This is a genomic window from Maribacter spongiae (assembly GCF_047345125.1).
In the GTDB taxonomy this organism is placed as follows: Bacteria; Bacteroidota; Bacteroidia; order Flavobacteriales; family Flavobacteriaceae; genus Maribacter.
In genome coordinates this window covers 26,502-49,191 of record NZ_JBLFEQ010000014.1, presented here as the reverse complement: position 1 = coordinate 49,191, position 22,690 = coordinate 26,502, and the positions used below count along the sequence as shown (strand labels likewise).

The following is a 22,690-nucleotide window of genomic DNA, read 5'->3' as shown; positions in this document are numbered from 1 at the left end:
GGAGACCGGAACAATAAATGTTCCTTTTTTATAATTGATTCTTTATTTTAATAAGCTCTGTCTTTACCCGTTCCAGTTTTTGGATGAGATCAAAATTGGAAAGTGTTTTTTGCTTTTCCTCTTTCAGGTGTATTTTGGCCCCTTCCAGGGTAAAGCCCCGTTCCTTGACCAAATGGTATATGAGTTGAAGGTTTTTAATGTCCTGCGGTGTAAACTTCCGGTTCCCCTTGGCATTCTTTTTGGGCTGTAGTACATCGAATTCTTTTTCCCAAAACCGGATCAAAGAGGTGTTCACTCCAAAGGCACGGGCAACTTCACCTATACCGTAATATCTTTTTTCCGGGAGTTCTATTTGCATTAATCCAGGGATTGATTTTCTTGGTTCGCATATTTCAGCATGTTTTCAAACTCTTCTGCGGATAAACTGCCGTAGTAGAAGTTAATGGGATTAATACGGTCCTTGTCTTTCCAGACCTCGTAGTGCAAATGGGGCGCTTCCGATCGTCCCGTACTGCCAACAAACCCAATAAGGTCCCCGCGCTTTACTTTTTGGCCTTTTTTAACATTGTACCTGCTTAAGTGGGCATAAAGGCTAATATACCCATAGCCATGATCGATACGAATATGTTTTCCGTATCCAGAGGACCTATTGTCCGCCCTTGTTATCTTACCATCGCCAGAAGCATAGATAGGAGTGCCTTTTGGGGCTGTAAAATCCATGCCGTAATGCATTTTTCTCGCCTTGGTAAATGGATCGGAACGCCATCCGTACCCAGAAGCCATTCTGGTCAGGTCTTCATTTTTTATAGGTTGTATGGCCGGAATCGAAACCAGTAATTTCTCTTTTTCTTCGGCCAATTTCGTTATCTCGTCCAATGATTTGGATTGTATGGCCATTTGTTTTTTGATAATGTCCAGCCTTTTGGTAGTGGCACTGATCATTTCGGAATTATTGAAGCCCTCTAAGGATTTGTATCGGTTTATACCTCCAAAACCCGCTCTTCTTTGTTCCTCGGGAATGGGATTGGCCTCAAAATAAAGTCGGTAAATGTTGTTGTCTCGATCCTCTATATTGGCCAAAACGTCTTCAATTTGCTCCATCTTCCTGTTCAGGAGCTCAAATTGGAGCTCATAATTTTTTACTTCGCGCCGCAAAGAAAGTTCCCGAGGCGTATTTATAAGGTTGGTGTTCAACAGGAGAACAAGGCTCAAAAGCCCAAATAGAAAAGATCCTAAAAAGAAAAAGGCAATGTTCCTATATCGCTTGGACTTTTCGGGCTCTATCTTTCGATATGATAGCGTATCCGGGTCGTAATAGTATTTTACCTTAGACATGATGGGATTTTATCCTATTTTTGTGCTTTCATTTTAACACAACAAACAAATATAAAAATTGTTTTGTACAAACAGTTAAAATTTATAAAAGCTTAGCATTTTAGATGAATTCCAAAGAAATACGAAAGCAATTCCTGAATTTTTTCGAGGGGAAAAAACACAAGATCGTTTCCTCTGCGCCCATGGTCATAAAAGATGATCCCACCTTGCTTTTTACCAATGCGGGAATGAACCAGTTCAAGGAATATTTTCTGGGGATAAACCGATCTGAAAATACACGGATTGCCGATACCCAAAAATGCCTTCGCGTAAGTGGTAAGCACAATGATCTTGAGGAAGTGGGCAAAGATACCTATCACCATACCATGTTCGAAATGTTGGGCAACTGGAGTTTTGGGGATTATTTTAAGGAAGAAGCCATTACCTGGGCCTGGGAGTTGTTGACCGAAGTTTTAAAGATAGATAAGGACAATCTTTATGTGTCCGTTTTTGAAGGGAGCGATGATGCGGACAATTTGGGGAAAGACCACGAGGCCTATGCGCTTTGGAACAAGATCGTGCCGGAAGACCGCATTATCATGGGCGACAAAAAAGATAATTTCTGGGAAATGGGAGAACAGGGGCCATGTGGTCCCTGCTCCGAAATCCACGTGGACATAAGACCCAAAGCGGAAAAAGAAAAAGTCTCGGGTGCCGGTTTAGTGAATAAGGACCATCCTATGGTCGTGGAAATCTGGAATCTGGTCTTTATGCAATACAATCGCAAGGCCGATGGGTCCCTGGAAGACCTGCCCGCCAAACATGTGGATACCGGGATGGGTTTTGAGCGCCTATGTATGGTTTTACAGGGGGTGCGATCCAATTATGATACCGATATTTTTACACCGTTGATTCGTGAAATAGAAACGATCGGCAATACCGAGTATGGTAAAAAAGAAGCTACTGATATTGCCATACGGGTCATAGCAGATCATATTAGGGCGGTTTCTTTTTCCATAGCCGATGGTCAATTGCCCAGCAATACCGGAGCAGGTTATGTGATCAGAAGGATATTGCGCAGGGCGGTACGATATGGATTTACGTTTTTGGGTACCAAGGAACCCTTTATGTACAGATTGGTAAGCGTATTGACCCAGACCATGGGAAAAGCATTTCCCGAACTAAAAGAGCAAAAGCAACTCATAGAAAATGTAATCAAGGAAGAGGAACATTCCTTTTTAAAAACATTGGATCAAGGGCTGGTTTTGCTGGAGAGTATCGTAAAATCTTCCAAGAACAAAACGATAAACGGGGAAAAGGCCTTTGAGTTATACGATACTTTTGGATTTCCGATCGATTTGACCGCTTTGATTTTAAGTGAAAAAGGATATGCCCTGGACGAAGCTGGTTTTGAAGCGGCCATGCAACGACAAAAACATCGTTCAAAGTCCGCTTCAGAAGTTTCTAAAGAGGACTGGCAGTTATTGGAAACGGATACGGAACAAGAGTTCGTGGGTTATGATGTATTGGAGGTTGAGGTCAAGATCGTCAAATACAGAAAGGTCACTTCAAAAAAAGAAGGAGAGCAATATCAATTGGTTTTCAGTTTAACCCCGTTTTATGCGGAAGGAGGAGGACAGGTAGGGGACAAGGGGTATCTGGAATCGGGTGACGGTGACGTGGTCTATATTTTGGATACCAAAAAAGAGAACAATGAAATCGTGCATTTTACCAAAAACCTTCCCAAGAAATTAAAAGGGCGTTTTAAGGCCGTAGTAGATCAAAAACAAAGGCAGCGTACACAGGCCAACCATACGGCGACCCATTTATTACACCAGGCACTTCGCGAGGTTTTGGGCACTCACGTAGAACAGAAAGGGTCTGCCGTGCATTCCAAATATTTACGTTTTGATTTCTCGCATTTTGCAAAGCTGACGGTAGAAGAACTCAGGAGCGTAGAGAATTTTGTAAATGCCCGTATTGAAGGTCAACTGCCTTTTGAAGAACAAAGAAATGTTCCGGTAAAAGAAGCTTTGGAGGCAGGGGCCATGGCTTTGTTCGGTGAGAAATACGGGGATACCGTGAGGACGGTACGGTTTGGAAAATCCATTGAATTATGTGGGGGCACCCATGTAAGGAACACCGGTGAAATTTGGCATTTTAAAATTAGGTCGGAAAGTGCCGTAGCTTCTGGTATACGTAGAATAGAGGCGATTACCAGTGATGCCGTAAAGGATTTTTATTTTGAGAATAACAGGGCCTTGTTCGAGATAAAGGACACTTTAGGAAATGCCCAAGACCCCGTAAAGGCAGTGGTTTCGTTGCAGGAGGAGAATACACAACTTAAAAAGCAGGTGGCCGGCCTTTTAAAGGAAAAAGCAAAAAACCTAAAAGGGAATTTGCTCAACGAGCTGGAAACCGTAAACGGTACGGATTTTCTGGCCAAACAAATTGATTTGGACGCAGCGGGGATTAAAGATTTGAGCTTTGCCATGGGAGGGGAACGCAATAATCTTTTCCTTATTTTCGGTACGGAACAAAATGGGAAGGCCTTACTATCCTGTTATATTTCAAAGGAATTGGTGGCAGAGAAAAACTTGAATGCCGGAACCATAGTCCGCGAACTCGGCAAATACATTCAAGGCGGCGGTGGCGGACAACCCTTTTTTGCGACCGCAGGCGGAAAGCATCCTGCTGGCATTGCCGAAGCATTGGAAAAGGCAAAGGAGTACTTGGGTTAGTATCTGGTCGTGGTTTGCGGTAGAAATGAAATCGAAAACTGTTCGTTGGACATAGAATGCTAAAAAAATGAAGCTTCAAACCCAAATACCGTTACAAAAGGTCAATAATCAAATTGATTATCAAAGCCGAATAATGCTTTTGGGTTCTTGTTTTGTAGAGAACATAGGCGAAAAACTGAAGTATTATAAATTCCGGTCTTGGCAGAATCCGTTTGGGATTTTGTTTCACCCCAAAGCTATTGAGACCCTTGTTCTGAGATCCGTTAACGATAAGCGGTATGCTGAAGAAGATGTTTTTTATCATAATGAGCGTTGGCATTGCTTTGATGCCCATTCAAGTTTAAGCGATGCCTCCAAAGAAGGCCTTCTTCAAAACCTGAATAATGGGTTGGAAGTGACACGGGAGAGCCTGTCTAAATCTACCCATATTGTATTGACCTTGGGCACTGCATGGGTTTATCGTAACAATAGGTCCAATACTGTTGTTGCCAATTGCCATAAGGTTCCCCAAAAGGAGTTTGCCAAAGCATTATTATCCGTGACGGAGGTAGTAGAAAGCCTGGGAAATACTATGGAGGTGATCAAAAGCGTAAACCCCAATGCACAATTCATCCTTACGGTTTCCCCAGTACGCCATATTAAGGATGGTTTTGTAGAAAATCAGCGTAGTAAGGCACACTTAATAACTGCGATTCATCAAATAATCGATAAAAATGTCGTTCCGGGCACGATTCAAGGATATTTTCCATCGTATGAAATAATGCTGGATGAACTTAGGGACTATCGCTTCTATGAAACGGATATGTTGCATCCCAACAAACAGGCCATAGACTATATCTGGGAAAAATTTAAACAGGTATGGATTTTAGAGGAATCGTACCAAAACATGGATCAGGTGGATACCATTCAAAGAGGTTTGCTGCATAGACCTTTCAATCCAAATTCAGAACAACATAGGACGTTTTTAAATTCCCTTCAGGATAAAATTAAGACCTTGCAAAACAGTTATCCCTTTATGGATTTTTAAGTCGGATAACCATTGTCCCTTTTTATGGATAGGGGAAGGGCGAATTTCGTTGAGCGATCTTTCATAGGATTTTGAGTTAAGGCTATTTGTTATTCAAATAAACTGATTTTTAGCTTTTGTTAGAGCTCCTGGAAAAACGGATTGGACAAAGGGTAATGGTCGCCGACCATATAGATGCTTTGATTTATCTCTTGTTTTTATAGATTCATAACTTTTTTTAGAATAAAGAGAAACTTATGCCACTATCGTCTTATAAACTGACTATGGATATGGTTCCTAAAGGACTGCCGATTAAAGTTATTACCTGGGCCTTTTTTCTTTTCTATATAGGCCTTTATGGGCAAAATGTGACCGATGATTTCAGTACGGACAATTATAGCAGAGGGGTTAATTGGGCTGCGGATTGGTCTGGGTTTAGTGACTCCAGAGGAGCGGCCGGAGGTTTTGTAAGAGTTGATGCCCAGAGATTGAGATTCAGATAACGGTACAAACATATACAACAGGATTTTACAGTTTGAACTAGGGCCGATTATACGGGAACGCAATCCACGACATTGAATGTAATTAACCCACAACCGGATAAAAATGGATACCTATGCCGGATATTGGTGTCCCATTCAAGCGGAACTTGTTCAACACCAACAATGTCAACATCGGCACATTAACATTAAGGGTTTCTACGGTTATTACCAATCGTAGGATTACATTTAGGGTAAATAGGAATTAAGGCGGTTGCATTCGTATGCATAAATTAAAAACGCTATACGGGCAAAAACGTTGAAGTTTGGTTAAATTGACCAGAAATAGGGGGTAGCAATGCCTTTTCTAAAATTGTAGATGATTTTGATGTTTGTGGTTTTTTACACCCTAAGGGTTTTACTATTGGCCAGTTCCAGGCCGTCATCGATTAAATGCCCCACTTTTGGATTGTTCCGTTTGACCGTTTCGAGATGCGATCGGATTTCCCGTGCAAACCCCTGTTCTCGACCGTTCTCGGGATTCATTTTGGCCAATTCATAAAGCTCTACCAGCAATAGCCAATCATTGGGATGGTGGGATATAATCTCCTTAAATACCTTGTTTCTTGAAATGGTCGTATTTTTTTCTTCCCTAAAATCACGTATCTGTTGGTACAATCGTTCCAATTGCTGTCTTTGGACGTCTTTTGAAGGCTTAATTGTTGTTTCTGTAATTTGATGGGTAACCAGGTCGAAACTATGTAGGTCCGCCGGACCATTAAAAGCGGAAACAATATGTTCCCCAATGGCCATACTATACAACGCTTTTTTAGATTTGAAAAGGATATTGTCCTTGTGGGTCACTTTACAATTTCTGAAAGTTATCAGAATTATTTTGCCCATTAAGTTTCGGGTTCCGGTTATGATTTCCCCGGTTATTTTTAGCGCACCCTCAAACTCTAAGGTAATCGTTTGTCCTTCAAAAATATTGTAGGCTTTTAAATCCCTTGGACTCATGTCTTCAATGGCCAGGTTAATACCCTTTAATTTACCCATGGGAGACCCAAAGCCGTCATAATGTTGTTTTGTGCTGTGACCGATCAACTCCTTCCCATGAAAAGAAAGGGCTGTAGGGCCTGTTGTTTGAAAAAATACCGGTTTGTTGTTATGTTCGATAACGGTTTCAAAATTTCCGGAAATCTGTAAGCCGGTACTCAGTTCAATAGTTCCCATTTCCTTGGAGTCGATAAGTTTTTGAATACCCATAATCCCCCCGGTTCGAAGTGCCATAGTGTCGGCAAACTCTTCAAGTACCTGATTTAAAAAAGCAAAATTAGGTGTGACAAAAAGTTGGGGTTGGGGCTTTGTAATGTCAAAAGAAGTAGTGGCGGCTTCAATGGAATACGGTACTTTTTTTACATTATCGGTCATACACCAGACACTTTCCCCTATGGATGACAACAAGCCTGCACCATAGATTTTAGGGTGTTCCACGCTGCCGATAAGGCCATATTCAACGGTCCACCAGTGCAAATTGCGAATAAGTGCCATTTCACTGGGTTCCCCCATATTGTTTTGTAATTCTTCAATATGCTTTTCGGCCTTTTCAATATCCGATTTGGGCGTGCCGATCGCTTCTTTTATGATAGACAAACGGCGAACGGCTTCGTACAGCTCAAAATCCTTGGCACTGGAAATTGCCTTACAACCTATTTCCCCAAAACGTCTCAGATATTCGGCATATTCCGGATTGGCAATAATAGGGGCGTGGCCCGCTCCTTCATGGATTATATCGGGTGCGGGTGTATACGCTATATGTTCCAATTGGCGGATATCCGAAGCAATGACCAATACATTGTATGCCTGGAACTCCATAAATGCCGCTGGTGGAATAAAACCGTCTACGGCCACGGCCGCCCAACCCAAATCCTTGAGAATACGGTTCATTCCATACATGTTTGGAATATGATCTATGGCAATCCCGGTTTTCCTTAATCCATCTACATAAGATGTATGGGCCACTTTGCTTAGGTAATCCACATTTTTACGCATTACGTAGCGCCAAACGGCCTGGTCAATGGCCGTGTATCCTGAATAATCTTGAGGTTTGATAAACTGCTTTAAGTGTTCGGGAAGCTTGTCCAGAATGGGATTGCTTTCATAAGACATAACAAACTTTTTTCTTTTAAATATACAAAATGAAGATTATTTAGTTTGTAAACTCATGTATTTTAGTGATAATTACTTTTTATGTATTATGGAAAAGGAATAAACACTATTTTTATTGATATATGGGTTGATAAAAGGAAAAAATTAAAATGGAAAAGCTGGATAATATTGATAGGGATATTTTAAGAATATTGCAAAAAGATGCCAAAACGGTCGCGACCGTTATTGCCGACCAATTGGGAATGACCAAGACCCCGGTTTATGAGCGTATCAAAAGATTGGAAAAAGAAGGGTATATCAAGAATTATATAGCCATATTGGATACCAAAAAAATCGGGGAAAGTATTACGGTCTTTAGTTTTGTTTCCCTGGAAGCCCAAAAAGGCCATCTTATGGATGAATTTTTGTTAAAGGTGCAAGAATTTAAAGAAGTTATGGAATGCTATGTGGTAGGAGGGGAATTCGATTTTCTTTTAAAGATTACGATAAGGGATTTGGACGGTTATTATGATTTTGCAAAATCTAAAATAGCTTCTTTGCCCAATATAGGTGCGGTAAAAAGTGCCTTTGTGTTAAATGAGGCCAAGAACGACTACCAATACCCTTTGTTATAGCCATTAAAAAAACCCTGTATAACACTCAATGTTATACAGGGTTTTTATAAAAACAGACTATATTTTATTCAAAAAAACTCCGCAATGCCATGATTTGGCCTGCCTTTTGGCAGAGAAAGTTTCAGGAAATTTTTTACTTGGCCGCAATAGCATTGGGCGGATATTGTTCTAAAATTTGGGAAACAAATTCCTTGATGCGTTGCTCTTTCTTTTCCCGGTTATTAGTATTGGATAAGGTGCCTTCACCTTTGCCCTGCCATACCAGATCCTTGCTTTGCGTGTCTATAAGGTCAATATAAAGAGACCCTTCGGTCCTTGTGCTTACCTGGCTTCCGCCTCCCCAGCCCCAGCCATATCCGGGACCCCAGGCCCAAGGGTTCCAGCCCCAGCCCCAACCGCCCCAGCCTCCCCAGCCGAAGTTGTTATTATAGACATCTACCCGTTCCTGTTCTTTGGTGAATATGCTGATCAATAGATCCGGACTTTCGGATTTTACGAATCCCCGGTTGCTCATCTCGGTTTCAATGGCCCTTAAAATTCTCTTTTTGTCCAAATCCGAAATTTGGGCTTTGTCTATGCCCGTTTTGTAAAAAGCATACGACTTGTAGCCGTTAAAATCGGCTTTATGATCATAATCGGATAATACTCGTACAGAAGAACATGAGTTCAAAAAGACCAAGACCATAAGAGGTAAGGCCAAAAATTTAAATCTTTTCATAACATTCGATTTTTACGGTTTACGGACTAATTTTTTCAATTAAAAAGAATCTCAAAAATCGTGCCGAACAACAATAGTTCATTGTTGGTTCGTTTTTGGATCGTATCCATATGGGCAGTGTCTGCATCCACTTTCACAACAATGACCACGCTTTAGATGAAATTGCTTGGTGAAAACCCGATAGCCTTCGGCCGACCAATAAAAGTCTCTCGCTTCAATAGGAATAATTTTTTTCAAATGATGAATAAATTACAAATGCAACATAAAATTAATGGTTTTCCGTTAATAACCTGCCAGATCAAAGCTCAAACCATATGTTTTAAAGGGATTTTTGGACAAATATGACCTTTTAACGATATTGTTGGCAACAAAAGTCTACATTTTGCAATCGGCCAACTTTAACATTTATCTTTGTTGTAAATCGTTACCATATTTATATGATATTGGTTTTCAGGCATTTTTTCTATAAGAACTATGTGGGTCTTTCCCTTTGGCCTTTTATTTTCTTGAAATATAAAGATTTGAAAACCGATACCGCTCTTATAAATCACGAGAAGATCCACCTTAGGCAACAATGGGAATTACTGGTCGTACCTTTTTATATCGTTTATTTGACCGAATGGGCCATACGGGCCATTTGGTATTTGGACGGTTATAAGGCCTATCAAAACATAAGCTTTGAAAGAGAAGCGTATGCCAATGAAAAAAATGCCGAATACCTGCTTCATCGAGAGACATTCAGTTTTATAAAATATCTTTACCGTTGAAAAACGGCATAGGTGCATAGCAAAAATCAATACGTAACCCTTCCTTTATTGGCGAAAAAGAAAATAACGCTGGCCATTAAGCGTGAAGATTTGATTCATCCGCTTATTTCGGGAAATAAATACAGAAAATTAAAATATAATATCGCAAAGGCAAAAAAAGAGGGGTATGGCACTCTGTTGACCTTTGGCGGGGCCTACTCCAATCATATCGTAGCTACGGCCGCTGCCGGAAAAGAGAACGGGTTTAAAACTGTGGGGGTGATCCGGGGAGAGGAATTGGAAAATAATTGGCATACCAACCCAACATTAAAATTGGCCCATGAACAGGGAATGCTGTTCCGGTTTGTATCTAGGACGGCCTACCGAAATAAGGAAAGTGATTATTTTATTTCCGATCTAAAGAATGAGTTTAAGAACTTTTACCTGATTCCAGAGGGTGGGACCAATGCCCTGGCTATAAAAGGATGTGAAGAAATCTTGAGTACGGCCGATTCTGAATTTGATATGGTATGTGCCAGTACGGGAACGGGAGGTACCTTGGCGGGGCTTATAAACTCATCGTATAAACACCAACAAGTTATGGGATTTTCCGCCTTAAAGGGTGAATTTTTAAAAGAACAGGTCAATTCGTTCGTGGATAAAAACAATTGGAAACTAAATACCGAATATCATATTGGGGGATATGGTAAAATAACCCGGGAATTGGTGTTGTTTATCAATGATTTTAAAAGTAAGACCGGGATACCTTTAGATCCCGTTTATACGGGAAAAATGGTTTTTGGGTTGTTGGATATGGTTAAGAATGATAGTTTTGTTCCCGAAACCAAGATTTTGGCCGTCCATACAGGCGGTCTTCAGGGTGTTGCGGGCATGAATGCCACACTGAAAAAGAAAAATCTACCTTTATTGCATGTATGAACACTAAGTTTCTAGTACTCTTTGTTTTTGGGATTTTCCTTATAGGATGTAAATCCAAAAAGGCATATTCCGATAAGTTGAGAACAAAGAACGTACGCGCCGCCAGAAAAAACAAGAAACCCGTAAATACCTATCCAACGGATACTTCCTTACCGGAAGATTCAGGACGCTTTGTTGAATTCCGTATAGAAAGCATTCCCGAATACATCAAAACCTTTTCGGCGGTTGCCCAAGAGGAGATGAGGATCTATGATATTCCCGCCAGTATTACCCTGGCCCAGGGTTTATTGGAAAGTGGCTATGGGAAAGGGGAATTGGCCTTAAAGACCAATAATCATTTTGGGATTAAATGCCATAAAGGATGGCAGGGCGATTATGATTTTCACGACGACGATGAAAAAGGGGAGTGTTTTAGAAAATACAATCATCCCATGTCTTCTTTTCGGGATCACAGTATCTTTTTGACAACGAGATCCAGATATGCGTTTCTTTTTGATTATAAAAATACCGATTATAAGAGTTGGGCCAAAGGACTGCGTAAGGCGGGTTATGCCACGGACAAGAAATACCCGCAAAAATTGATTTATTTGATCGAAAAACATCAATTGTACACATATGATAGGGAAGTGGTAAAAGGCCGTCGTGGAAAGCGGGGTATTGCGGCCGCTGATACCAATACCATAATACATGTCGTAGAAAAGGGAGATACCCTATATTCCCTGTCCAAAAAATATTATATGTCCGTGGAGGAACTTATGCAAATGAACAATTTAAGGGATTCTTTGCTTTCCATTGGGCAAAAGTTGAAGATTAAAAATGCCAACATCAATAAATAACAGATGAACTATCAAAGAAGTAGTAGCTTATTTGCTACTGCAAAGAAATATATTCCCGGTGGCGTAAACTCTCCAGTCAGGGCCTTTAAGGCCGTTGGAGGCGACCCTATTTTTGTAAAGGAGGCCAAAGGGGCCTATTTGTATGATGAAGACGGTAATAAGTTAATAGATTACATCGCCTCCTGGGGGCCTTTGATTTTGGGCCATGCCCATGGGCCGGTTATTGATGCCGTTGTAGAAAAGGCCAAAAAGGGAACCTCTTTTGGTATGCCTACCGAGATCGAGACGCAATTGGCACAACTGGCCGTTTCCATGGTCCCCAATATTGATAAGATCCGTTTTGTGAATAGTGGTACCGAAGCTTGTATGAGTGCGGTGCGATTGGCACGTGGTTTTACCGGAAAAGATAAGATCATCAAATTTGCGGGTTGCTATCATGGCCACTCGGATTCCTTTTTGATTCAAGCGGGGAGCGGTGCTGTTACCTTTGGGAGTCCGAACAGTCCGGGAGTAACGCAGGGAACTGCAAGAGACACGCTTTTGGCCGCATACAATGATTTGGAAGGGGTAAAGGCCCTGATCAAAGCCAATAAAGGTGAACTGGCGGCCATTATTATTGAACCTATAGCGGGGAATATGGGCTGTGTGGTGCCCACAACTGCATTTATAGAAGGACTTCGAGAAGTTTGTACACAAAATGATATTCTGTTGATCTTTGATGAGGTCATGACCGGCTTTAGACTAGGTAGGGGCGGTGCGCAGGAAGCCTTGGGTATTGATGCGGATATCCTTTGTTTTGGTAAAGTGATAGGAGGGGGGCTGCCCGTAGGTGCCTTTGCCGCAAGAACGGAAATCATGGATTATTTAGCACCACAGGGGCCCGTTTACCAGGCTGGGACCTTAAGCGGAAACCCCTTGGCCATGAGTGCCGGACTGGCCATGCTGACCGAACTGAACGATCGTCCTGAAATTTTTCAAAGCCTGGCCGATAAGACCGAATATTTACATAAAGGATTGGATAGGGTATTATCCAAAAAAGAAATCGCCTATCAAATTAACCGTTATGGAAGTATGATATCCGTTCATTTTACGGATAGCCCCGTTACGGACTTTACTTCTTCTGCAAAGGGAAATAATGAACGCTTTAAGGCATATTTTCATGGGATGCTGGCAAAAGGGATATACCTTCCCCCAAGTGCTTTTGAAAGTTATTTTTTGAACGATGCATTGCGTTATGCCGATTTGGACGAAACCATTAAAGCTTTGGAAAGCTTAAATCTCTAACGTGTTATTTGGGGCAAGGCCTCAAATACCTTTCTTTTATTAAGAACTATCTCATAAAGCGTACAAGTTGAAATAGCGGAGTTGACCTTTTAGTACCCTTCCTAAAAAAAATACTAAGATTGGGATTGGTTAATACATTAAAGAACTATTATCACTAGAACGCTATTTGTTTTTCCTTCATGAGCTTAAAGTCAATTAATGATGAAATGGATATCGCTTTAAAAGGAGAACCTCCAACTTAGTTGCAAAAAAATAGTCCCATTACACAAGGAATAATGTTCCCGATATGCCAAATTAGGATGGTTGCCTTATAGAGCTATATATGCATGATTTGTTTTCTTTAAAAAAAAAGAAAACAAATCATGCATGTGTAGGGCTTTATTCAGCAGTAAGGTTTTATGGAGCCGACCACCAACAAATCCCAAAAGATTATACCATAACACGAATTTCTGCAACTCCATCGTGAATTGCCTTGGTTTCATGTATGTTATTTTTATGGGTATTCGCTGAACCTTCGGTTTCAGTTTCTTAATTTTAAGGATGATTCACAGGCTTAAGCTCGTATGTGACCAAGCATAGTTACGCCAATTGCCTTAAAAAATGAGTCGCCACTGATATTATTGGAGAATCCCTTGGGCATACAGATATAAAGATTACCCAAGTGTACCTCAAGGAGTTGGGCAATGAAATTGTGGATGATGTGGTGGAAGTGCTTTTTTATGAGAAATAATGGTTCTAAAAACCTACGAGATTTACGGGTCAGGTTTTAATTAAAATTCCTTATTCAATTGAGAATTTAAACACATCCGATTTCGAGGTGTTATTGGCACTATCGACGACCTCAACGAACCAATAATATGTTGTATTGGCAATTACATCGAGGGTCATTTCAGTTTCTGAGGTTGTTCCCTCACTTGTCGTAGGAGGATTATTTGTATCCATAAAGACTTCAAAGGAAACAATATCATTGTCAATATCGTATGCTTCCCAATCGAGCAAAACACTTCCCGAACTGATAACTACGGTTCCATTGTTAGTCGGGCTTAACAAATCGGCAGGGAAAGGTGCATGATTGACCACTCCCGCACCAGCATTGTAAAACTTCCATGTTTCACTTTCGGCTGTTTCATCCGTAGCACTTGATTTGGACACTACAAACCAACTATATGCCGTACCCCTTTCAATAACAATTTGTAACTCATCGGTATTGCTTTCATGGGTAGATTCGGTACCATTATCCAAATTCTCAAGGTGTACTTCATAACTATTGGTATGTTCCGACTCGTTCCACTGAAACAATACTCTACTTTGATTATCATTGATTATCGTTCCCTCTTGACATTCGGTATTGTCCTCTGGAAAAATCAATGTAGTGACTACAGGGTCTTCAATTTGCTCCTCTTCTTCAGGAAGTGGATCTGTAGAACCACCACAGGATAAGAGTACTACTAAGGTGAATGCTCCTAAAAAAGCGTAAAATGGTTTCATAGCGATTATTTGATAATGATTCTATGGAAATCTGTATTTGATTCCGTTTCAATCTTTAGGTTGTAGATTCCCAACTGCAATCTGGACACATCAAGCTTTATAGGGTTTTCAGTATTTTCGATAGTATTCCTTAACACCATCTTCCCTGAATTGGTGAACATTGTAAGATGCACTTTCCCATTGGAGTCCCTTGGAACCAAAATGGACAGTTCCCCTTCGGAGACAGGATTTGGGTATAGCATAATATTGGAAACATTGGTATGGAACATTTCTTCAAATACTCCTTGACAGTCCTTGTCCGTCTTTACCAATAGTTGGTTCTCAGATAATGTCAACGGCAATGTAATCTCGGCTTTAGAAGTGATATGTGTTTCACCGTTCAATATGATGGTATAATTACTACCACCTTTCATTTTTAGGGTTACGGCTTTGCCTGAAACACTTATTTTGGAATCAACATTGAGCGGTTCAGGTTCTGTAATCTCGATGGAAAAACATCGTTCGAAATCCGCTTGGCCAGAAACGGTGATGCAGACATCATAGCTCCCCGCCATCAGATTTTGAAAACTGGCAAATGTTCTAAAATCCTTGTTCTCAATTAAGTTGCCTCCGTTGGTCAGAGTAGCAGTATAGTCGAGATTTTCAATAGCATTTATGAGAACACTGCCGTTGTTGCTCGAAGCACAGGTCTCACTTGTTATCTGTATGGTAAAATTATTGTTTGGCAAAGTAAACGACTCACAGCCATTGGAATCTACTAATGTTCCAAGTTGGGTTTCAGGGCACTCATCCACAGCATTTAAAATGCCGTCGCCATCGATATCATCGTCACAGGCATCGCCAAGACCATCATTGTCAAAATCGGGGCTATTGGGTTCGGACAGGACGTCTTGGTTTGAAACGACGCAGCCATTGGCATCACGAACCCAACTCACATAGTTTGCAGGTGACAGATTGTTAAACTCACTATCCGGTGAAAAAGCTATGCCATCTAAACTGTATTCGTAGGGTTGTGTTCCGCCTGAAGCCGTAACAGTTATTTTTCCATCATTCATCCCTTTGCAAGTAATTTCTGTAACGGTTGCGGTAATCGTCAAAATTTCAGGTTGAGCAACTTCAAATACAAATGGAATCGAATTACATCTATTGGAATCAGAGACTTCAATGGAATATAGACCGGGAGCTAAGTCAGTAAATAGGTTCGATGTTTGAAAAGCCTCTCCGTTGATACTATAATTGTAAGGAGCTGTTCCCCCTGTAACCGTAATTTCTATCTCTCCATCGTTGGCCCCATTGCAAGTAATTTCTTTTACAGTTCCTTCAACAATATTAAGAGGCAATGGCTCTTCAAGGGTGATACTAAACAATGACTCATCACCATTGTTATCTATGACCTTTGTGATATAATCGCCAGAGACAAGACCATTAAAGGTGTTACTTGCCTGCGTTGAAACCAATACCGTTGAGTTCTCATCCAACAATTCATATTGATATGGTTGAAGACCTCCTGTAGCTTCAACTTGGATTTCTCCATCATTTGCACCAATACATGAAATAGAATTGATAGCAAAAGCATTGGAATTGAGAGGCAAAGTATTTAAAATAAACTCCGTACTTACTGTATTGGTTATAATTGGTGGATTAAAGTCGAAATAGATGCTCGCTGTGCCATTGACAATATCTCCAACAACAACGCTTGACTTAGGTTTTATTTTAAAGGCTATATGACCATGACTGGCAGGTTCGTTTGATGTGCTATCAGGTAAGTTGATATTTTCAAAAAGAAACTCCACGTCCTTGCCATCCGTGATAGAAATGGAATTGCTATGACTAGATGAAATTGGTATAAAGGTTTCCCAATCCAAATCAGCATCGAGTTCATGATCTATTCTGACATTAATAGCCGATGCCGTACCAGTGTTTTGAAAGCGGATGACATAGTTCAGATAATCTGTTGTATTATCTATATTAACCTCTTCGCCTTCAAGAACGGTAATATCATTGGGGTCGTAGGAACCGACTACAGTTTGCATAAAAGAATGTGTATTATCTTTTTCAGTAAAATCCCCAGCAATTGGATTTATAGTAGAAGTGAAATGCAAAAAGTCGTTAATTCCAACCGTTGGAGGAGGAGGAATATTAAAGACCAACTGAATTTCTTGTGTTGCAAATGGTTTGAAATCTTCAAAAAGAAAGGTAAGTAATCCTAGAGATTGACTATCTGGCAAACTACTTGCCGATTCTAAAATTAATTTAGAATTGTAATTAAGTGATACCTCGCCATTCAACTCGGTTGTTCCAATATTTTTAAAAACAAGGCTATATGAAGCTTGGAACCCTGGCCTTGCTTCACTAGTTGGTAGGAGTGTGACATTCAAATCGTTTATTACTTGATTAGCACTTAGGCAATAATCAATGCTTTCAGTATTTCCATCCCCGACAAAATTTATTGTTTGACTCTGTGGAACTATAGTATAATAATCCGGAAAATTAGAAGATATAGATACGGTATGTTCTCCTGTTTCTGCAAAGAATTGATAAAATCCATTACTAATGGTGAAAGTAGCATCTGTACCTACATTGTCTGTTTTAACAATCATTACATCTTTAAGTGGTGAATTACCACTAATACAACCATTTTGACCTGAATTAAGTTTAACAAAACCATTTATTTCATTTTTTTGTAAACCAAGATTCTTGTACCATGTAATATTTTGCCTGCTATTTGAGGCACATATAATATCAACATTGCCATCTGCATCAATATCATTAGTCAATATCTCAGTATGCCCATGTGTAAAAGGATCTATTTCAATGATTTGGGAATTTCTATAATTACCTAGTCCATCAGTGTTTTCAAACCAAGGGAACTCCTCAAGAGATCTAGCCCCAGATGATACCAAATCCAAGTCACCATCATTATCAACATCAAAGCTTTCAATTATGAAGCCTCCTTGAAGAAGTGTCGAGTTAACTTGGTGTTGTGTATTGAAACTACCTTGTCCGTCAATATTTTCGAACCAAAAAATATTCTTATCTATGCTTGAGACAATATCTAAATCACCATCATTGTCAATATCTGCAATAGACGGTTTTTTAGTACTACCTTTATTTTCGGTAATTATATTTTCCAACCCATAATTTCCGAACCCGTCCAAGTTTTCATACCAAGTTAAATGGTTGGTTATACCATAAGAGCAAACCAGTATATCACTATCACCATCCGAATCAAAATCTGCAGCAAAAACACTTCCTTTAATGTTTGTATTGGTCGCTATGGGTTTTTCAATCCAAGATTGCCCATTCCCGGAAAGATTCTCGTACCAAAGTAATTCTGTTGAAGTTATGTTAGCCATAAGAATATCAAGGTCGCCATCTAAATCAACATCAGCAACATCAATGGAATTCTGATGACTACGATTGGTAGCTATTACTACTTCTTGTCCGAAATTGCCCATTCCGTCGGTATTCGGTATCCAAGAAATTTTCCCCTCGGTATCAGTAGGCGAATAATAGTTTGATATATAAACAATATCTTGATCCCCGTCACCATCCATATCTTCTAACTTTAGCGACTCAGGATAAATAGCACTGGTCAATATCATTCTTGAAGGACGAAAATTGCCATTTCCATCTTCACCTATAAAAATAGAAACTCTGTTTTGAGAAATAGTTATTATATCTTTAAACCCATCATTATCAAGGTCTTCGACAATCATTTCAGGGATTTGTTCAACCTCTGAGTTTACAAATAATCTATTACCAAAGTTCCCATTTCCATCTTGATTGAAGTGGGTGTATATCTTGGCAAAACTTCCTGAAGAAGTACCGCTAATTCCTCTAATTATATCAATATCACCATCACTATCTAAGTCAATGGGAAAAACCGTATCAGCCTTTCCATCAATTCTGTTTCTTTTATCACAATTAATTCCAACATTTTCAACACAGACAAAACTCCCTTGTCCATCAGCATTATTGTACCAGTATGAACCTCTGTCACAGACTGATACTACATCTAAGTCATTATCACCATCAATATCAATTATGAAGATGGCATTTGTATTGATATTTGTAGTACCTGCTTCTTTCTTTAAGTAATCTAAATCAGGGAAATGTCTTTCACCACTTATATTCATTTTATTCTTCAACCAAAAAACAAACCTTGGCATACCAACAACAATATCAGGAAAACCATCGCCATTCAAGTCTTCAGCTGCAACGAAAGTGACTCCTGAATTATAATTACCAACTAAATGTTCCTGTGAAAAGGTTCCTAAGCCATTCGAGTTTTCGAACCATGAGACGATACCAGATTCGAAAGCAGCCGATATGATATCTAAATCTCCATCTAAATCAATATCAGATGCATACACAGAATAGGCTCTATTTACGGTATCGGATACTAGGTGTGTACTCGTAAATTCTCCTGTGCCATCATTTTCATGCCAATTAACGCTATTGTCATTCTCTGATGCAACTATAACATCTATATCTCCATCGTCATCAACATCAGCGAGATGAATATTTCTTGCGCCCTGTGCAATATTCGTAATGACATTTTCATCAGTGAAATTTCCCGTTCCATCATTGTCATGCCAAGACACTTTGTTATCGTCATATGAAGCCGAAACAACATCTATATCTCCATCGTTGTCAATATCACCAACCGCAACCGAGCTAACGCCATTAATGCTTTCAGATATTATTTTCTGAGAACCAAAATTTCCTGCCCCATTTGTGTTATCAAACCATGCTATTTTATCATCTCCGAATGAAGCCGAGATTATATCATTGTGCCCGTCTCCATCCAAATCAGCAGATGAAACTTGAATTTCCCCCAATGTCCATTGATATTCAGAGAGAACATGGCTTTCAAAATCTATTTGTGCAGATAAATGAAACGAAAAAATGAAAAAAAACAGTAAAAGTAAAAGTCTTTTCATAGGTTAGGTTTGTCTGGGTCAATTGGTTAACGAAAATGTTAAAACAATATTTTGGAGAGGAGATAGTATAAAAACACTTTTTGTTAAAATGCACGATGGGAGTCAAGCAGGTTGCAGTTGCATTATGGTATTTATGTTTGTCAATAAATGGAGCCCAAAGCCCATTAAGATTGATGGAATGCGCTTAAAAAAACCGTTTCCGGTTTTTTTTCGATGCCAAAACAAGTAAGCTGGCAAACAAAAAAGCCCTGTAAAAGGGCTTTTTTAAGTTATTTTAAGGTTGTACAACGGTTGCCCGCGTTAAGCAAATCTTTTTATTTACCTTTTAAAATATCATTGTACTGCTTTAAATTTTTCTTAGCAATAAATCCTTTATTTGCACTTGATAAATTGTAGCTTTTGATTCCTGCGCTTATGGAAAAAGCCGGTTTGGGATATTTGATACCCAAAACCTGTCCTGTTTCGGCGTCACAGACATGATGCTGAAAGACATAAGCCCCGCCAACGGCAGCTGGTATTATTATAGAATAGGCAACACCTTCTTTTTTATTCAGGATTGCCCGTGACCACTCAAAATCGCTAACGATTTTAAATTGTCCACCATAGATTTCTGAAATTTCATTTTCATCTAGCTTTTTATCCACCATCCACTCTGGCATGTAGAGTATTCTGTCGTTGAGTAGAGTACCTTTTTCCTTGATCAACCCTAAAGTTTTCATGGCATTGACTTCATTGTCCAGCATCATACCAAATATTTGATTGATGTAATTTACCCCGTGAGCAATTGACTCATCCGTAAATTCATCATTAAATACTGGAATTCCACTGATCATAATTGCCTTTCCAGACCCGCTGCTAAAGCCTATAAAATACTGTACAGAAAGTGATTTGTATTTAATGTTATCTAATCCATATTTCCAAAAAGATTGGGATTCATATGAACTCAGATAAATTGCATATAAATTGTCATTGTCTTTTGCCTTCCCTATGGCTTCTTCCATTGGTAAAGCTTCTGATATTGGACATAAATCCCAAAATTTATTTACCATTCTAACGAGGTTTTCGTCTACATCCTCGTACCCTGACAATCCGATTATAACTTTTGAGTCTTTAAGGTTTTTGATTTGTTTTAGTTTGGGGATTTGCGCAATCGTATTGGTAAATGTTAAAATTGTGAGAAAGAATAAGATTTTTTTCATGTTATTTAGATTTTTTATTCAAACGTAAAAATTTGAATAAAATTTTTGCTGACGCAACACTATATAGAGTCTGGCAAATTTTCTGGATATGTTAGAAAACAAATAATTAGGTAGCACATTTGGTACACTTTGGCATAAACGATTCAATAAATTAACAGGGGAGGTTAACATGATCACCAAAGTAACCAAACCTATGCTCATTAAAAATGACAATTAATATTTGGGATTTTTCTATAAAAAAGTTGGGGTTTTTGTCTAGTCAAGAAAGTCCACTAAGGAAACGTTCGGTGATCGAGACGGTAAACGATGAACTGAAGAACATTTGTCAGATCGAACATTCCAGACATAGAAGCTTTGGAAACTTCCTAGCCAACCTGATATCGGGCCTTATCGCATACAGCTTTTTGCCCAAAAAGCCACAAATCAAGTTCAGGACACAAACAATCGGTCAAATCTGTCTGTTTTAATAATCGAACTCAGGTTAGTAGAAAATTTATTGGAACAAAAAGAATCAGGTAGTACAGGAACCACGAAATTTTTCACCGATGCTGCAGAGGGATTAATTGCTGGATTGATTTGGAAATTAAAAACATCATATCCCGAATATTGTACCCTGCCACATTTGATAGCCATTTATCAGCTTTTGGACACGGAAAGCCTAATTGCTTTTCTAGAAAGTAATGTAACCTCCAGAGCTATGGCAGACGCTTTTATAAGTGGTAAAGATTCCGATAGACAGACCGCAGGGGTAAAAAGCACTTTGGCCAATGCTTTTAAAAAGATTAGCACTCAGCACATCTTTATGACGCTATCAGCAGATGAAGTGCCCCTAGATATCAATGGCCAGAAAAAAAATGGTATTATCTCCGTGGTGAACAATCCCAAATACGAATCCGCTTATTCTCCTATCATAGCCACTATTGTGCATACCATTACCAAACAAATGAGTGTGCGTAATGCAAAGCCTTCCTTTTTGATGATGGAAGAAGCCCCGACCATTCGCTTGTTGAATATGCACCGTATTCCTGCTACTTTAAGGAGTTATAACATTGCTACAGTTTATGTAATGCAGGACAAAATCCAAAATGATATGATGTATGGAGATAAGGCAAGCAGAGCTATTTTAAGCAATCTATCCTATCAATTTTTTGGTAAGGTCAATGATCCTGATACCGCCAAATACTATGAACGTTTTTTTGAAATTGTAAAGGACCCCACAAGAAGCATAAGCAAAGGAATAGGACTTTCTTGGGAGGCTAGAGTAACAAAAGGAGAACGGGAAGTACCCAAACGAAGGGCAGAAATATTCTTCAAATTAAGACAAGGCGAATTCGTTGTTTTTGCCGATGGCAAAGACAGAAAAGTGAGGTTTATGCTGCCTAGAATAAAAAGAAACCTACCGTTGCCAATGAAGATTACTCCAATTGAATTGGAAAGAAATTATGTTAAGATCCATCAAGAGATTAAAGCCATATTTACTTGAAGAATTTTGAGGATTAAATAATAAAAATTCTAATGTTAAATTATTATCACAAAACCGTGAAGTAATTTATGTATTTATCGGAATTAAGAAGTTTTTAATACATTTATTCAAAATTTAGTTGATTTTTTTGAATAAAAGGATGTCTTTAAACAATAACATGGGTGATGAATTTCTTCTTTCCGAAATGGAAAGGGGAAACGAAAAAGCATTTCAAAAGCTTTTTGAAATGTACTGGCAACCTATGCATAGAAAGGCCATTGGCATTGTTCAAAAAGATGCTATAGCCAAAGATATTGTACAAGCTATTTGGATAGATTTATGGCAAAAAAGAGGGGATAGAAAAATTCAAAATTTATCTGCTTATCTTTTCCAAACCGTCATTAATAATTGCTACAAATATTTTAGAGATAATAGATTTTCGGAAAGTCAACTTCGTATTATTGATACCTTACACATTCCTTCTGTGTCTGAAATGGAGAAGCAGCATGATTTGGAAGAAACCCAACTGACCATTGAAAAATCCTTAAATAGGCTTTCGCCAAGAAGTAGGCAAATATTTAAGTTGAGTAAAATGGAAGATGCAAGCAATGAGGAAATAGCTTCTCGTTTAGGAATCTCAAAAAAATCGGTTGAAAATCAATTATCTTTAGCATTAAGGATTATCAAGAAAGATCTCATATTTCCAATTTTCCTTTTGACATCCATTATCTTCTGATTTTTACCCGAAG

17 protein-coding genes and 2 pseudogenes are annotated in these 22,690 nt (G+C 39.2%); 11 read left to right on the top strand and 8 right to left on the bottom strand.

Annotated features, from left to right (window positions below):
- Positions 1-28: 28 nt before the first annotated feature.
- Positions 29-358: a MerR family transcriptional regulator gene (locus ACKWB9_RS14915; RefSeq protein WP_414003817.1), complete on the bottom strand. Its 330-nt coding sequence runs from the start codon at positions 356-358 to the stop codon at positions 29-31.
- Positions 358-1,335 (bottom strand): M23 family metallopeptidase, encoded by a 978-nt coding sequence (locus tag ACKWB9_RS14910; RefSeq protein ID WP_414003816.1) that lies wholly within the window; start codon positions 1,333-1,335, stop codon positions 358-360. The genes ACKWB9_RS14915 and ACKWB9_RS14910 overlap by 1 nt, the downstream gene beginning before the upstream one ends.
- Positions 1,336-1,439: 104 nt before the next feature.
- Between ACKWB9_RS14910 and alaS the strand changes: the two genes are divergently transcribed.
- The 3 genes from alaS (at position 1,440) to ACKWB9_RS14895 (ending at position 5,564) form a co-directional block, all read left to right on the top strand.
- A complete protein-coding gene (gene alaS / locus ACKWB9_RS14905; RefSeq protein ID WP_414003815.1) occupies positions 1,440-4,055 on the top strand; it encodes an alanine--tRNA ligase in 2,616 nt (871 codons plus the stop codon).
- 67 nt (positions 4,056-4,122) lie between these two features.
- A complete protein-coding gene (locus ACKWB9_RS14900) occupies positions 4,123-5,082 on the top strand; it encodes a GSCFA domain-containing protein (protein WP_414003814.1) in 960 nt (319 codons plus the stop codon).
- A gap of 236 nt (positions 5,083-5,318) precedes the next feature.
- On the top strand, positions 5,319-5,564 hold the full coding sequence (locus ACKWB9_RS14895; protein ID WP_414003813.1) for a hypothetical protein: 246 nt from the start codon (positions 5,319-5,321) through the stop codon (positions 5,562-5,564).
- Between the two features lie 378 nt (positions 5,565-5,942).
- Here ACKWB9_RS14895 and ACKWB9_RS14890 read toward each other — a convergent pair whose 3' ends face one another.
- Positions 5,943-7,709 (bottom strand): aromatic amino acid hydroxylase, encoded by a 1,767-nt coding sequence (locus ACKWB9_RS14890; protein ID WP_414003812.1) that lies wholly within the window; start codon positions 7,707-7,709, stop codon positions 5,943-5,945.
- Between the two features lie 149 nt (positions 7,710-7,858).
- On the opposite strand from ACKWB9_RS14890, the gene ACKWB9_RS14885 reads away from it, so the two are divergent.
- Positions 7,859-8,323: an Lrp/AsnC family transcriptional regulator gene (locus ACKWB9_RS14885; protein ID WP_414003811.1), complete on the top strand. Its 465-nt coding sequence runs from the start codon at positions 7,859-7,861 to the stop codon at positions 8,321-8,323.
- 133 nt (positions 8,324-8,456) lie between these two features.
- Here ACKWB9_RS14885 and ACKWB9_RS14880 read toward each other — a convergent pair whose 3' ends face one another.
- Together ACKWB9_RS14880 and ACKWB9_RS14875 are read right to left on the bottom strand one after the other, a co-directional pair.
- Positions 8,457-9,041, bottom strand: a complete 585-nt coding sequence (locus ACKWB9_RS14880; RefSeq protein WP_414003810.1) for a DUF4136 domain-containing protein — start codon at positions 9,039-9,041, stop codon at positions 8,457-8,459.
- A gap of 78 nt (positions 9,042-9,119) precedes the next feature.
- Positions 9,120-9,278 (bottom strand): DUF5522 domain-containing protein, encoded by a 159-nt coding sequence (locus ACKWB9_RS14875; protein ID WP_414003809.1) that lies wholly within the window; start codon positions 9,276-9,278, stop codon positions 9,120-9,122.
- Positions 9,279-9,562: 284 nt separating this feature from the next.
- Between ACKWB9_RS14875 and ACKWB9_RS14870 the strand changes: the two genes are divergently transcribed.
- From ACKWB9_RS14870 to hemL, 4 genes are read left to right on the top strand one after another with little or no spacing between them, the layout of a single operon-like run.
- Positions 9,563-9,808 (top strand): hypothetical protein, encoded by a 246-nt coding sequence (locus ACKWB9_RS14870; RefSeq protein ID WP_414003808.1) that lies wholly within the window; start codon positions 9,563-9,565, stop codon positions 9,806-9,808.
- 12 nt (positions 9,809-9,820) lie between these two features.
- Positions 9,821-10,726 (top strand): 1-aminocyclopropane-1-carboxylate deaminase/D-cysteine desulfhydrase, encoded by a 906-nt coding sequence (locus ACKWB9_RS14865; protein ID WP_414003807.1) that lies wholly within the window; start codon positions 9,821-9,823, stop codon positions 10,724-10,726.
- Complete coding sequence (locus ACKWB9_RS14860) at positions 10,723-11,562, top strand: glucosaminidase domain-containing protein (RefSeq protein WP_414003806.1); 840 nt, start codon at positions 10,723-10,725, stop codon at positions 11,560-11,562. The genes ACKWB9_RS14865 and ACKWB9_RS14860 overlap by 4 nt, the downstream gene beginning before the upstream one ends.
- Before the next feature lie 3 nt (positions 11,563-11,565).
- Positions 11,566-12,846 (top strand): glutamate-1-semialdehyde 2,1-aminomutase, encoded by a 1,281-nt coding sequence (hemL, locus tag ACKWB9_RS14855; RefSeq protein WP_414003805.1) that lies wholly within the window; start codon positions 11,566-11,568, stop codon positions 12,844-12,846.
- Between the two features lie 780 nt (positions 12,847-13,626).
- On the opposite strand, the gene ACKWB9_RS14850 is transcribed toward hemL, so the two are convergent.
- From ACKWB9_RS14850 to ACKWB9_RS14840, 3 genes are all read right to left on the bottom strand, one after another.
- On the bottom strand, positions 13,627-14,334 hold the full coding sequence (locus ACKWB9_RS14850) for a hypothetical protein (protein WP_414003804.1): 708 nt from the start codon (positions 14,332-14,334) through the stop codon (positions 13,627-13,629).
- Positions 14,335-14,339: 5 nt separating this feature from the next.
- On the bottom strand, positions 14,340-19,280 hold the full coding sequence (locus ACKWB9_RS14845; protein ID WP_414003803.1) for an FG-GAP-like repeat-containing protein: 4,941 nt from the start codon (positions 19,278-19,280) through the stop codon (positions 14,340-14,342).
- 314 nt (positions 19,281-19,594) lie between these two features.
- Positions 19,595-20,479 carry a hypothetical protein gene (locus ACKWB9_RS14840; protein WP_414003802.1) on the bottom strand — a complete coding sequence of 295 codons (885 nt, stop codon included), beginning with the start codon at positions 20,477-20,479 and terminating at the stop codon, positions 19,595-19,597.
- 272 nt (positions 20,480-20,751) lie between these two features.
- Between ACKWB9_RS14840 and ACKWB9_RS14835 the strand changes: the two are divergent.
- The 3 genes and pseudogenes from ACKWB9_RS14835 to ACKWB9_RS14825 form a co-directional block, all read left to right on the top strand.
- Positions 20,752-20,946 (top strand): annotated as a pseudogene (locus ACKWB9_RS14835) (transposase); the annotation flags it as partial.
- 14 nt (positions 20,947-20,960) lie between these two features.
- Positions 20,961-21,962: pseudogene (locus tag ACKWB9_RS14830) on the top strand (type IV secretory system conjugative DNA transfer family protein); the annotation flags it as partial.
- Between the two features lie 157 nt (positions 21,963-22,119).
- Positions 22,120-22,677, top strand: coding sequence for a sigma-70 family RNA polymerase sigma factor (locus ACKWB9_RS14825; RefSeq protein WP_414003801.1), 558 nt, complete (start codon positions 22,120-22,122; stop codon positions 22,675-22,677).
- Positions 22,678-22,690: the final 13 nt, after the last annotated feature.

What these genes read in the sequence shown, in the direction of transcription:
- ACKWB9_RS14915 (WP_414003817.1), bottom strand. Translation starts at nt 358, where the DNA reads ATGCAAATAGAACTCCCGGAAAAAAGATATTACGGTATAGGTGAAGTT.
- ACKWB9_RS14910 (WP_414003816.1), bottom strand. Translation starts at nt 1,335, where the DNA reads ATGTCTAAGGTAAAATACTATTACGACCCGGATACGCTATCATATCGA.
- alaS (WP_414003815.1), top strand. Translation starts at nt 1,440, where the DNA reads ATGAATTCCAAAGAAATACGAAAGCAATTCCTGAATTTTTTCGAGGGG.
- ACKWB9_RS14900 (WP_414003814.1), top strand. Translation starts at nt 4,123, where the DNA reads ATGAAGCTTCAAACCCAAATACCGTTACAAAAGGTCAATAATCAAATT.
- ACKWB9_RS14895 (WP_414003813.1), top strand. Translation starts at nt 5,319, where the DNA reads ATGCCACTATCGTCTTATAAACTGACTATGGATATGGTTCCTAAAGGA.
- ACKWB9_RS14890 (WP_414003812.1), bottom strand. Translation starts at nt 7,709, where the DNA reads ATGTCTTATGAAAGCAATCCCATTCTGGACAAGCTTCCCGAACACTTA.
- ACKWB9_RS14885 (WP_414003811.1), top strand. Translation starts at nt 7,859, where the DNA reads ATGGAAAAGCTGGATAATATTGATAGGGATATTTTAAGAATATTGCAA.
- ACKWB9_RS14880 (WP_414003810.1), bottom strand. Translation starts at nt 9,041, where the DNA reads ATGAAAAGATTTAAATTTTTGGCCTTACCTCTTATGGTCTTGGTCTTT.
- ACKWB9_RS14860 (WP_414003806.1), top strand. Translation starts at nt 10,723, where the DNA reads ATGAACACTAAGTTTCTAGTACTCTTTGTTTTTGGGATTTTCCTTATA.
- hemL (WP_414003805.1), top strand. Translation starts at nt 11,566, where the DNA reads ATGAACTATCAAAGAAGTAGTAGCTTATTTGCTACTGCAAAGAAATAT.
- ACKWB9_RS14850 (WP_414003804.1), bottom strand. Translation starts at nt 14,334, where the DNA reads ATGAAACCATTTTACGCTTTTTTAGGAGCATTCACCTTAGTAGTACTC.
- ACKWB9_RS14845 (WP_414003803.1), bottom strand. Translation starts at nt 19,280, where the DNA reads ATGAAAAGACTTTTACTTTTACTGTTTTTTTTCATTTTTTCGTTTCAT.
- ACKWB9_RS14840 (WP_414003802.1), bottom strand. Translation starts at nt 20,479, where the DNA reads ATGAAAAAAATCTTATTCTTTCTCACAATTTTAACATTTACCAATACG.
- ACKWB9_RS14825 (WP_414003801.1), top strand. Translation starts at nt 22,120, where the DNA reads ATGGGTGATGAATTTCTTCTTTCCGAAATGGAAAGGGGAAACGAAAAA.